The sequence below is a fragment of the Pseudomonas sp. QD4 genome (assembly GCF_049199125.1).
Classification (GTDB): domain Bacteria; phylum Pseudomonadota; class Gammaproteobacteria; order Pseudomonadales; family Pseudomonadaceae; genus Aquipseudomonas.
This window is the reverse complement of the sequence record NZ_JBLZOM010000003.1, coordinates 34,136-45,180: the sequence shown is the minus strand read 5'-3', so window position 1 is coordinate 45,180 and position 11,045 is coordinate 34,136. Positions and strand designations below refer to the sequence as shown.

The window sequence follows — 11,045 nt, the reverse complement described above, 5'->3', positions numbered from 1 at the left end:
CACTGACCCTGTAGCCGCTGCCGAGGCACGAGGCTGCGCTGTCCCCCTCCATCCGCCAACCCACCCGTAGGCGAATCCAAGGTCAGCCCAGCCTCCATCTTGCGCGGCAATCCTTGCTATAGTCCCGCCCCCATGCCCGCCAGCGCCCTCATCGTTGCTGCCGGGCATTGTTGTTTCAGACAGGTTTTCAAGAATCAAGAATCAAGAGTCAAGGATCAGGGACGATGACGGCACAGCTTTACTGGCGGGATATCGAGAGTCGGCAAGGCCGCTGGGTGGGCCTCGGGGTTCAGGTCGAGGGCGAGGCGCGCAAGCCCGAGCTGCACCTGCTGACCGGCAACAACTGGCGGATGCAACTGATGCTGGGCGCCACGCCACTGTTCTGGGCGACCATGGCCGGTTATTGCGACGGCGTGTGGCTGATCAGGAATGCCCAGGCGGCCGAGGCGCTGCAACTGTTGCCGAGCATCTCCTCGGCAGAGGTCGAACAGCATCAAGCGCTGGCCCCCGACGCGCGGCTCAAGGCCTGGAGCCGCCATTTCGTCAGCCAACTGCACAGCCTGCAAACGGACTTCTTCTACCCCGGCTACTGGATTGCCCGGGGCCTGCTGCCGGACCCGGACAACATTCGTGGCATCGAGCGCAACGGCGTTTCGGCCTGGTCCTTTGCCTCCATCGACGACACCTCCAGCCACCTGCCGGGCTGGCGCCTGCGGGGCACGGCGCTGGCCGACGACCTGGCCGTGGAGCCGGTGCACTGGATCAACTGGTGGTCCCACGACAGCAACCTGATACGCCTGCGCCGCGTCGACCCCACGGCCGGGCGCCTGAAGTGGTGGCGCAAGAAGGCGCGCGAGGGCAGCTTGCCGCCGATCCTGTTGTGGTTCGTTGGTGGCCTCAGTGCCTATGTGGTCCTTGATGGCCATTACCGCTTGCAGGCCGCCATCGAGGAAAACCGCCCGCCGCAGTTTATCGTCCTCAGCTCGACCCATATCCAGCCGGTGCAGCCCGACCCCGATTGGCAGCAACAGGTGCTGGAAACCTTGCGCCGGCAGATCGACAAGTACCCCAACTTCAACCCGGCGAGCATGAATGACGTGCTGATCCACGCCTTCGACGACCGCCCCGAGCATTCCCCGCAGACCCACACCTGGGTCGGGATCGATTCGGACCAGGCCTGGGTCGATGACGTCAGCCGGCATTTGCAGGCCCAGGGTGAAACCGGGCATTTGCAGGACATTATTCAGCGCAAGGCGTGAGCCTCGCGGGTGGCAGGCAGGGATTGAGGAGTGAAGGTGGAACAGATTTTCTGGCGTGATATCGAGGACCTCGCAGGCAACTGGAGCGGCCTGGGCGTGGACGTGAAACGGCCGTCCGCTGCTAAGCCGCCGTTGCGTCTGCTCAGTGGCGACAACCTGCGCATGCAACTGGTGCTGGGGGATCAGACCCTGCTCTGGGGCACCCTGTCGCGCTGCTTTTACGGGGTGTGGCTGATCCGCAACACCCTGCTCGAGCAACTGCCGCTGACCCTGGTCGAGGCCATTGATTCGCCTACGGTCGAACAGCATGCGCAACTGGCGCCGGCCTTGCGCTTAAAGGCCTGGAGCCGGTTTTTCATCGACCAGCTGCGGCACCAGCAGCCCGACTTCCTGTACCCCGGCTACTGGCTGGTGCGCGGCTTGTGGCATCAGCCGCTGAAGCTGATACAGCGCCAGTGGGCACAGGAACAGCGCTGGAATTTCGTCGGCGGCCAGGACGCCCTGAGCCATCTGCCTGAGTGGTCGATACGGGGCGACAACCTCCTGAGCAACCAGGAGCCCGGCGCGCCACGTTGGGTCGCACTCGGGGAAGCCGGCGGGGCGGTGGTCGGCCTGCACGCGGTGGACCGGTTTTCCGGACGCCTTACCGGACGCCTGAAGTGGTGGCGCAAAAAGGCGCGCGAGGGCAGCCTGCCGCCGATCCTGCTGTGGTACGTCAGCGGCCTGAATGCCTACCTGATCCTGGATGGCCATTACCGCTTGCAGGCGGCCCTGGATGAACAGGTCGCGCCGCAGTTCCTGGTCCTCAGCTCGCCGAAACTGTCCCATTACCGCCGCAATGAAGAAGAGGAACAGAAAGTCCTGAATGCCCTGCTGCGTCAAAGTGAAAAGAACAACCTCGACCTGAGCCACGTCAACCAGCGCTTGATCTACACCTTCGACGACCGCCCCTACCACAGAGTCGGCAGCCAGGCCTGGGCCGGTATCGCCTCGAACGAGGCCTGGGTCGACGAAGTGACCCGGTATTTGACGGCGCACGGCATGACCGAGCAGTTGCCGAATATCATTGAGCGGCGTGAGTGAGGTTGCGCTACAACCCCGTCGCCCCGATACCCTGTAGCCGCTGCCGCCAGGCTCGGGCCGCGTTCGGGCGCTGGCCCTCCACGACACCCCCAAACCACTGACACCCTATCGGCGGCTATCCTGGCCAGCGCAGCCCGGCGGCAGCGGCTACAGGTGCCTCAATCAATCTGACTTCCTGTTGCCTTTGGTCGCGGACACAGAGGTGCTGATCCACCTCTGCCTGCTGCTTGAATCAGGGAAACCGCGGGCGGTATGGCTTATTTCGGACCGAGGATTTTCAGCAGTTTGTCCGGCGAAGGCGCGCCTTGCTGCTGTTGCAGTTCGCCCTTGTCGTCGAGGTAGAAGATCGCCGGGGTGGCGGACAGTTCGAGTTCTTCCATCAGCTTCATGTTGGCGTCGAGCTTGGCCTGGATGGCTGCCGGGATTTTCGCCAGGGGCTTGAGGGTGCTGCTCTTGCCGGCCTTTTCGTGCTCGGCCAGGGTTTTCTGCGGGTCTTTGGCGGCGAGCAGGGCGGCGGATTTACCCGGGCTGTCTTCGCGGATGATGCCGACCATGATGTGCCGCAGCTGGACCTTGCCTGCGTTCACCCAGGGCCGCGCCTGTTCCCAGAACATGTTGCAGTACGGGCAATTGGGGTCGCTGAACAGGTACACGGTGCGCGGCGCGTCCTTGCTGCCGTCGGCGATCCAGTTGCTGGCTTCCATCTTGGCCCAGACTTCCTTGGACATCGGCGCGTACACCAGCTTTTGCAGGGGCTCGGCGCTCAGGTCCTTGCCGTCGGCGTCGTACAGGTTGCCCAGCAGCACGTGCTGACCGTCGGCGGTCAGGTACAGGGTCATGCCCCGGTTCTGGTACTGCGCGGCGTAGCCCTTGAGACCGCTGGGGGCGTCGAAGCTACCGATGATCTTGGCGCCCTTGGCTTCGATCTTGCGGATGGGCGCCGGCAGTTCTTCGGCGTGCAGCGCGGTTACCGGCAGCAGGGCGGCGCCCAGGGACAGGGTCAGCAGGTGGCGGATGAAGGGCATGGCAGTTTCCTTGAAGGGGCGAGCGCCGAGGTGTGCGGCGTGTCGAAGTTTTCCAGGGCGCGGGCCAGGCTGGCCTCGGACAGCTCGCCCAGATGGCTGCCCAACAGGCGCCCGTCGGCGCTGTAGAACAGGGTAGTCGGCAACGCCATCGAACCCACGGCCTTGCCGAGACGACCGCTGCCGTCGAACAGCACGTTGTTCAGGTTCAGACCCTGGGTGGCCAGGTAGGTGCTGACGCTTTGCATGCTTTCGGCCTGGTTGACGAACAAGAAGGTCAGGTCCGGGCGTTGCTGCTGGGCTTTTTCCAGCACCGGCATTTCTCGCCGGCACGGTGGGCACCAGGTGGCCCAGAGGTTGATCACCAGCGGGCCGCCCTGATAGTCGGTCAATTGCACGCTTTCGCCGGTGGCGCTGTGCAGGGTGATCTCGGGCAGGCGCGTGCCTTGCTCGTACAGGGTCAACGACAGGCTGGCCAGCATCCAGAACGCCAGGCCGCTGCCGACCCCGGCGCCCAGGGGCCGGCGCAGCGCCGGCCGGCGCCAGCCCCAGGCCAGCGCCCCGAGCACCAGGACAATGACCCCGGGCCAGACCAGGAAGCCGCCGTCGCGCAGGTCGACGATCTGCCACAGGTCATCGCGATAGTGTTTCCAGTAGGCCAGCACAAAGCCTGCGCGCGCGGCCAGGAGGCCGAGCAGGAACAGGCTGAACAGCACCGATTCGGGGTTTTCACCACCGCGCTTGGCCACCCTCCAGCCAATCAGGGTGGCGAGCGCCAATGCACTGATCAACAGCAGGTGGTTAAGGGCGATGGCAAAGGTGCCGATGGTAAAGGTCAGCATCAACGGGCTTCCCGGGTGATGGTCCAGCGTTGCAGAAAAGCCGCGGCATCCACCTCTCCGGTGATCCGCTGGCTACGACGTTCTTCGCCGTCCGGGCCGATCCACAGCAGGCTCGGCGGCCCCGGCACTTTATACCGGTTGAGCAGTTCGCGGCTGTCGGCGTTGTCGGCTGTGACATCCAGGCGCAGCAGGCGCACGTCGCTCAGGGCCTGCATGACAGTGGCCTGGCCGAACACCTGCTTCTCCATGACTTTGCACGACACGCACCAGTCGGCGTAGTAGTCCAGCAGCACCCATTGGCCCTGGGCCTTGGCACTGTCGAGGGCGCCTTGCAACTCGGCCGGGGTCTTGACGGTATGGAACGCTTCGTCGGTGGTCGCGGCGCTGGCGACGTTGCCGTCGCTGTAGACCTGCAAGGGTTGCCACAGGTTGTCGCTGCCGCCGGCAGCGCCCACCAGCAGCAGGCTGCCCCACAAGCCGACCAGCAGCGCGCCGGCACCGAACAGGTGCAGCAGCCGTCCGGCAATGGCCCGTTGTTGCCAGGTGGCGTAGGCCAGCACCAGGCCCAGGGCGCCCCACAAGCCCATCCACAGGCTGGCGTCCAGCACCGGGCGCAGCATGTAGATCGCGGTGCCGAGGAACATGAAGCCGAACGCGCCCTTGAGCAGGTTCATCCACGGCCCGGGCTTGGGCAGGAAACGGTTGCCCACGGTCACCAGCAGCAACAGTGGCAGGCCGATGCCCAGGCCCAGGGCAAACAGGGCCAGGCCGCCGAATACCAGGTCGCCGGTCTGGGCGATATACAGCAGGCCGCCGGCCAGGGGCGCGGTCATGCACGGGCCGACCAGCAAGGCGGAGAGGGCGCCGAGAATGCCGCAGCCGATCAGGCTGCCGCCCTGGCGCTGACGGCTGGCGTCTTCCAGGCGGTCGCGCAGGAAGGCGGGCAATTGCAATTCGAAGAAGCCGAACATCGGCAGCGCCAGCAGTACGAACAGCGCGGCGAAGCTGCCCAGGACCCAGGGCTGTTGCAGCCAGGCTTGCAGGTTGCTGCCCAGCAGCGCGGCAATCACGCCCATGGCGGCATACACCAGGGCCATGCTCAACACATAGCTGCTGGCCAGGGCCAGGCCGCGACGGGGGCTGGCGCCACTGCCCACCACCAGCCCGCCGAGGATCGGCAGCATCGGCAGCGAGCACGGGGCAAAGGCCAGCACCAGGCCCAGGCCGAAGAACAGCAGCAGGCTCCAGCCCAGGCTCTGCTGTTGCAGGCTGCTGGCCAGGGCCTGGTCCGCCGCTTGCGTGGTGTTGCCAGCCAGCGCCGGGCTGCCCCCCAGGTCAACCTCCAGCGATTGCGGCGGGTAGCACAGGCCAGCGTCGGCGCAGCCTTGCCAGCCGACCTTGATCTTGCCACTGGCGCCGGCCGGGATCTTCAGTTCCAGGCCCTGGCGATAGACTTGCTGGGCGCCGAAAAACTCATCGCTATGGGCCTCGCCCTCGGGCAGCGGCGGTTTGTGCGCATCCGCCAGGCCATCGAGTTTCAGCCGCTGTTGATAGAGGTAGTAGCCATCGGCAATTTGCCAATAGAGCTGGGTCTCTCCGGAGTCGAGACGTTGTGAAGTGAACACGAAAGCCTTGCCGACCGGCAGGAAGTCCGGCTTGACCTCGAACGGGTTATTCCCCGCCTGGGCCACGGCCGAGACCAGTAAACACAGCAAAATAAACAATCGACGCATGCTAAAGCCTTAAACCTTTGGGGGCAGCGAGCACAATGGCGGGTGGCGATTAACCGATGATTAACCCTGCGCAGCTTGTGGCGTTGGCCGTGCGGGCCATAATGTCGGCTTAATCCCGCGCGGTCTTAATCTACGCTTTTCTACAGGTCTCACCATGCACGTACTTGTCTGTGAAGATGATGAGCTGATCGCCAGCGGCATAGTCGCCGGTCTCACGGCCCAGGGCCTGACCGTGGAGCATGTCGCCACCGCTTCCGCGGCGCGGGCCATGCTTGGGGTGGCCGAGTTCGATGTGATGGTGCTCGACCTGGGCCTGCCTGATGAAGACGGCCTCAAGCTGCTCAAGCAACAGCGCCAGCAAGGCCTGGAGATTCCGGTGTTGATCCTTACCGCACGCGATTCGGTCACCGACCGCGTCGACGGCCTGCAGGCCGGTGCCGACGATTACCTGCTCAAACCCTTCGACCTGCGTGAACTCGCCGCACGCCTGCACACCCTGTTGCGCCGGGTGGCCGGGCGCAGCGTCAACCTGATCGAGCATGGCCGCCTCAGCTACGACCCAAGCACCCGGGAAACCCTGCTCGGCGGCGCACCGGTAGACCTTTCCCGACGCGAGCAGGCGCTGCTCCAGGCGCTGCTGCACAACCGTGGTCGGGTGCTCTCCAGCGAGCAGCTCAAAGACAGTGTCTACGGCTTCAACGACGAGCTGGAGAGCAACGCGCTGAACGTGCACATCCACCACCTGCGGCGCAAGCTCGGTAACGGCATCGTCGAGACCGTGCGCGGCCTGGGCTATCGCCTGGGGCCGGCAGATGGCGGGGAGGACGCCTGAGTGATGAGCCTGCGCCTGCGCCTGAGTCTGACCCTGGGCGCTGCCTTTATCCTGATCTGGGCCCTGGCGGCGGCCTGGATGCTCAGCGACCTGCGCAATCAGATGATGTTTTCCCTCGACCAGCGCCTGGTGGCTTCGGCGCGCATGGTCGCCGGCCTGCTGGAGCAGTTGCCGGAGCTGCCGAACAAGGGTGAGGGCACCCATTTCAGTGCCCAGCAATTGAACGTCCCCGGCGGCATGGCGTGCCAGGTCAGCTCGTTGCGGGGCGAGATCCTGGCCCGGAGCCACAGCACCCCGGAGCAGAAACTGGAGGCCGAAAAACTGGGGTTTCATGATCAGATGATTGACGGCGCGCGCTGGCGCAGTTTCACCCTGGCCCGCGACAACCTGCGCATTACCACCGCTGATCGCCAGGTGGAGCGCGAAGCCCTGAACATGTCGGTGCTGCTGGCGGCCTCGGTGCCGGTAGGCGTGGCGCTGCTGGGGTGCCTGTGGCTGTTCTGGCTGGGCATCGGCCAGGGCCTGGCGCCGCTCAATCGTATTCGCGACGCTTTGATGCGGCGCAGCGCCGATTCCCTGGAGCCGTTGCAGATCGATCCGATGCCCAGTGAACTGCGGCCGTTGGTGGAAACCCAGAACCAGCTGTTCCAGCGCATCGCCAAGACCCTGGAACGGGAACGCCGCCTGACCGGCGACGCCGCCCACGAACTGCGCAGCCCACTGACGGCGATCAAGACCCACCTGCAAGTGGCGCGCATGACCGAGGGGGCCGCGCGCGACCAATCCCTGGCTCGCGCCGAAGAGGGCGCCGACCGCATGCACCGGACCCTGGAACAATTGCTGCTGCTGGCCCGGGTCGAGGGCAGCCTGTCGTTCGACGACGGCGTGCAGTGCAACGCCGAGCAGGTGGCGCGCCTGGCGATCCAGGACGCGGCCAGCGGCGCGCGCCAGCGGATCCGTCTGCACCTGAACGACTCGGTGGCCACCGCACCGGTGGAAATGCCCTCGGTGCTGGCGATTGCCGCCCTGCGCAACCTGCTGGACAACGCCTTGCGCCACACACCGGACGACGCGCCGGTGGAGCTAACCCTGGAAACCGTCGGCAGCCGTGTGCGCTTCCAGGTGCGCGACCATGGCCCCGGTATTGCCCAGGAAGACCTGCAGCACCTGACCCAGCGTTTCTGGCGCAATGGCCAGAGCACCGGCTGTGGCCTGGGTCTGGCGATTGTCCAGGCGATCGTCCAGCGCTGCGGTTGTGCCTTGCTGTTCGACAGCCGGCCGGATGGCCTGCGGGTCGAATTGACCTTGCCGCTGCACGCCGCCTGATCCCACTCCAGGGCATCACGCCCTGGGTCTTTTTCGTGACTGGAGCAACGCGGCTGATGACCGCTCGCGGGCCCACGTCGCCGGATGCGGATTGCCCGGCACCTGCCGTTGAGCAATTAACTGTCCCCTGGGTGTAAATCCCTGTCGTGCTGGTGCGTTTCCAGAACAGGAAAACCTGCGAGTGTGCGCCGTCACGGCTGCCTCTGGCTGGTGAGCAGTTTTGGTCAATTCCAGCGTGAGGGTTTGCGATGTCAGCCGTTACCAGCCTTATTGAAGATCAGCCCGCGCGGGTCAGCCCCGCGCCGGCCGAAACCCTGTATCAGTTCAACGAATCGCCGTTGCTGGCGCGTCAGGCCCGCCAGGAGTCCAACGCCCGCAGTTACCCACGGCGCATACCGTTGGCGCTCAAGCGCGCGCGCGGCATTTATGTCGAGGACGTCGAAGGCCGGCGCTTTATCGATTGCCTGGCCGGTGCCGGCACCCTGGCCCTGGGGCATAACCACCCGGTGGTGATCGAGGCCATCCAGCAAGTGCTGGCCGACGAATTGCCGCTGCTGACCCTGGACCTGACCACGCCGGTCAAGGACCAGTTTGTCCAGGACCTGTTCGGCCTGTTGCCCCAGGCCCTGGCCGACGAGGCGAAGATCCAGTTTTGCGGCCCCACCGGCACCGACGCGGTGGAAGCCGCGTTGAAGTTGGTGCGAACCGCCACCGGCCGCAGCACCGTGCTCTCGTTCCAGGGCGGTTACCACGGCATGAGCCAGGGCGCCTTGAGCCTGATGGGCAGCCTGGGCCCCAAGCGCGCGATGGCCGGCCTGTTGAGCAGCGGTGTGCAGTTTCTGCCCTACCCCTACGACTACCGCTGCCCGTTCGGCCTGGGGGGCGAGGCCGGGGTCAAGGTCAACCTGCATTACCTGGAAAACCTGTTGAGCGACCCGGAAGCCGGCGTGCAATTGCCGGCGGCGGTGATCGTCGAGGCGGTGCAGGGCGAGGGCGGGGTGATCCCGGCCGATCTTGATTGGCTGCGCGGTCTGCGGCGGATTACCGAGAAGGCCGGCGTGGCGCTGATCGTCGACGAGATCCAGAGCGGTTTCGGCCGCACCGGCAAGATGTTTGCTTTCGAACACGCGGGGATCATTCCCGATGTGGTGGTGATGTCCAAGGCCATTGGCGGCAGTTTGCCGATGGCGGTCATGGTCTATCGCGAATGGCTCGACACCTGGTTGCCGGGGGCCCATGCCGGCACCTTCCGTGGCAATCAGATGGCCATGGCTACTGGATCGGCGGTGATGCGTTACCTCAAGGAGCATCGCCTGCCGGAACACGCGGCTGCCATGGGGGAGCGCTTGACCGAGCACTTGCGGATCCTGCAACGCGAGTTCCCGCAACTGGGGGATATTCGTGGCCGTGGGTTGATGCTCGGCGTCGAGCTGGTCAACCCCGAAGGCGAGCGCGATGCCCAGGGCCACCCGCCGCACTACGGGCAGTTGGCGCCACTGGTGCAGCGCGAGTGCCTCAAGCGCGGGTTGATCCTGGAGTTGGGCGGACGCCATGGCAGCGTCGTGCGTTTCTTGCCGCCGTTGGTGATTACCGCGGCGGAAATTGACCAGGTGGCGAAGATTTTCAGCCTGGCGGTGGCTGCTGCGGTGAGCAGTTTGTAATTTATTGCCGCGCTGATCCGTTCCTTTTACACAGTGGCCGCGCACGTGGCGTGGCGAACCTTATATCGATGGAGACACGCAATGACTTCAGTATTTGACCGCGAGGACATCCTCTTTCAGGTAGTGGTCAACCACGAGGAGCAATACTCGATCTGGCCCGACTACAAAGCCGTGCCACAAGGCTGGCGCACCGTCGGCAAGAGCGGCTTCAAAAAGGAATGCCTGGCCTATATCGAAGAGGTCTGGACCGACATGCGCCCCCTGAGCCTGCGCCAGAAAATGGATGGCCAGGCCGTCGCGGCGCAGTAAATCCCAGATACGCCGCGCCTGTAGCCGCAGCCTGCGGCAGCGGCTACAGGGCTCACCAAAACGCCGTGATGTGTCAGGTGTGCTTGGCGCAGCCTGCGGCCGTGGCCACAAGGGTGTAGCTCAATGGCAAGCGCCATGGCGCTTCTTTGAGGTGCCATTCTTCCTGGTCGTCCAAGACCATCTGTCCAGGCAGCGCTTCCCAGGGAATACTTTGGTGTTCCACCAGGGCGCTGATCTGCAGGCCATATTTCAGCAGTGCGGTGATGACCTCGCCCAGGCCGTGGTTCCATTCGTAGCTTTGGCTGGCCTTGATCCGGACCTCGCTTTGCACATAGGTCGTCTCATCGTTCCAGCTCAGCGGCTGCGCCTGTTCGAAGTAGGGGCGGTCCACCACCAGGGCGTCTTGGCGATCTTCGTTGAGGCTCATCATCATTGGGTGCCCATCGCGCAGGAACAGCCGGCCACCGGGCTTGAGCAGTTCACTGACGGTGCGTGCCCATTGGTCGATGCTCGGCAGCCAGCACAGGGCGCCGATGCCGGTGTACACCAGGTCGAAACTCGCCTTGGGCAGCACCTCGCAGGCCGCGTAGACATCGGACTCCACATAGGTGATCGGCGTGGCGCATTGCTGCGCCAGGCTGCGGGCCTGGACCAGCGACGCCGCGGAGAAATCCAGCCCGCTCATCTGCGCGCCGAGGCGCGCCAGCGACAGCGTGTCGGTGCCGATATGGCATTGCAGATGCACGGCCCGCAGGCCGCGGATATCGCCCAGCAGCGGTTGATCGAAACGCACCACGCACGACAGGTGGTGGGGGTCGTCGAGGTAGCGCTGAAATGCATATTCCTCGGACGCGGCATGCAGCGGTGCGCGTTCGTCCCAGTTGGCTTGGTTGAGCTTGAGGTAGTCGCTCATGGGGCAGGGCTCCTGTCGGTCCTTGAAGGCGAACGGCAGGTTAGCACCGGCTTGGGGGCTATTTC

Annotated in this window: 10 protein-coding genes; 6 read left to right on the top strand and 4 right to left on the bottom strand. The window is 65.0% G+C overall.

Going from position 1 to position 11,045, the window contains the following annotated elements; translation table 11 throughout:
* Positions 1–224 precede the first annotated feature (224 nt).
* A complete protein-coding gene (locus tag ACOZJV_RS20450) occupies positions 225–1,259 on the top strand; it encodes a hypothetical protein (protein WP_421548354.1) in 1,035 nt (344 codons plus the stop codon).
* 36 nt (positions 1,260–1,295) lie between these two features.
* Positions 1,296–2,342, top strand: a complete 1,047-nt coding sequence (locus ACOZJV_RS20445; RefSeq protein WP_421548353.1) for a hypothetical protein — start codon at positions 1,296–1,298, stop codon at positions 2,340–2,342.
* A 257-nt stretch (positions 2,343–2,599) separates the two neighbouring features.
* On the opposite strand, the gene dsbG is transcribed toward ACOZJV_RS20445, so the two are convergent.
* The 3 genes from dsbG to dsbD are packed head-to-tail and all read right to left on the bottom strand — an operon-like array spanning position 2,600 to position 5,939.
* On the bottom strand, positions 2,600–3,367 hold the full coding sequence (dsbG, locus tag ACOZJV_RS20440; protein WP_421548352.1) for a thiol:disulfide interchange protein DsbG: 768 nt from the start codon (positions 3,365–3,367) through the stop codon (positions 2,600–2,602).
* Positions 3,343–4,206 (bottom strand): TlpA disulfide reductase family protein, encoded by an 864-nt coding sequence (locus ACOZJV_RS20435; RefSeq protein WP_201131864.1) that lies wholly within the window; start codon positions 4,204–4,206, stop codon positions 3,343–3,345. Before ACOZJV_RS20435 ends, dsbG begins: the two co-directional genes overlap by 25 nt.
* Positions 4,206–5,939, bottom strand: coding sequence for a protein-disulfide reductase DsbD (gene dsbD, locus ACOZJV_RS20430; protein WP_421548351.1), 1,734 nt, complete (start codon positions 5,937–5,939; stop codon positions 4,206–4,208). Before dsbD ends, ACOZJV_RS20435 begins: the two co-directional genes overlap by 1 nt.
* A gap of 154 nt (positions 5,940–6,093) precedes the next feature.
* Between dsbD and ACOZJV_RS20425 the strand changes: the two genes are divergently transcribed.
* From ACOZJV_RS20425 to ACOZJV_RS20410, 4 genes are all read left to right on the top strand, one after another.
* Positions 6,094–6,771, top strand: coding sequence for a response regulator (locus ACOZJV_RS20425; RefSeq protein WP_020299753.1), 678 nt, complete (start codon positions 6,094–6,096; stop codon positions 6,769–6,771).
* 3 nt (positions 6,772–6,774) lie between these two features.
* Positions 6,775–8,097 carry an ATP-binding protein gene (locus ACOZJV_RS20420; protein WP_078470615.1) on the top strand — a complete coding sequence of 441 codons (1,323 nt, stop codon included), beginning with the start codon at positions 6,775–6,777 and terminating at the stop codon, positions 8,095–8,097.
* Positions 8,098–8,345: 248 nt separating this feature from the next.
* Positions 8,346–9,758, top strand: coding sequence for an aspartate aminotransferase family protein (locus ACOZJV_RS20415; protein ID WP_421548350.1), 1,413 nt, complete (start codon positions 8,346–8,348; stop codon positions 9,756–9,758).
* An 81-nt stretch (positions 9,759–9,839) separates the two neighbouring features.
* Positions 9,840–10,067: an MbtH family protein gene (locus ACOZJV_RS20410; RefSeq protein WP_201131861.1), complete on the top strand. Its 228-nt coding sequence runs from the start codon at positions 9,840–9,842 to the stop codon at positions 10,065–10,067.
* 73 nt (positions 10,068–10,140) lie between these two features.
* On the opposite strand, the gene ACOZJV_RS20405 is transcribed toward ACOZJV_RS20410, so the two are convergent.
* Positions 10,141–10,980, bottom strand: a complete 840-nt coding sequence (locus ACOZJV_RS20405; RefSeq protein WP_421548349.1) for a class I SAM-dependent methyltransferase — start codon at positions 10,978–10,980, stop codon at positions 10,141–10,143.
* Positions 10,981–11,045: the final 65 nt, after the last annotated feature.

What these genes read in the sequence shown, in the direction of transcription:
- ACOZJV_RS20425 (WP_020299753.1), top strand. Translation starts at nt 6,094, where the DNA reads ATGCACGTACTTGTCTGTGAAGATGATGAGCTGATCGCCAGCGGCATA.
- ACOZJV_RS20405 (WP_421548349.1), bottom strand. Translation starts at nt 10,980, where the DNA reads ATGAGCGACTACCTCAAGCTCAACCAAGCCAACTGGGACGAACGCGCA.
- ACOZJV_RS20420 (WP_078470615.1), top strand. Translation starts at nt 6,775, where the DNA reads ATGAGCCTGCGCCTGCGCCTGAGTCTGACCCTGGGCGCTGCCTTTATC.
- dsbD (WP_421548351.1), bottom strand. Translation starts at nt 5,939, where the DNA reads ATGCGTCGATTGTTTATTTTGCTGTGTTTACTGGTCTCGGCCGTGGCC.
- ACOZJV_RS20435 (WP_201131864.1), bottom strand. Translation starts at nt 4,206, where the DNA reads ATGCTGACCTTTACCATCGGCACCTTTGCCATCGCCCTTAACCACCTG.
- dsbG (WP_421548352.1), bottom strand. Translation starts at nt 3,367, where the DNA reads ATGCCCTTCATCCGCCACCTGCTGACCCTGTCCCTGGGCGCCGCCCTG.
- ACOZJV_RS20410 (WP_201131861.1), top strand. Translation starts at nt 9,840, where the DNA reads ATGACTTCAGTATTTGACCGCGAGGACATCCTCTTTCAGGTAGTGGTC.
- ACOZJV_RS20450 (WP_421548354.1), top strand. Translation starts at nt 225, where the DNA reads ATGACGGCACAGCTTTACTGGCGGGATATCGAGAGTCGGCAAGGCCGC.
- ACOZJV_RS20415 (WP_421548350.1), top strand. Translation starts at nt 8,346, where the DNA reads ATGTCAGCCGTTACCAGCCTTATTGAAGATCAGCCCGCGCGGGTCAGC.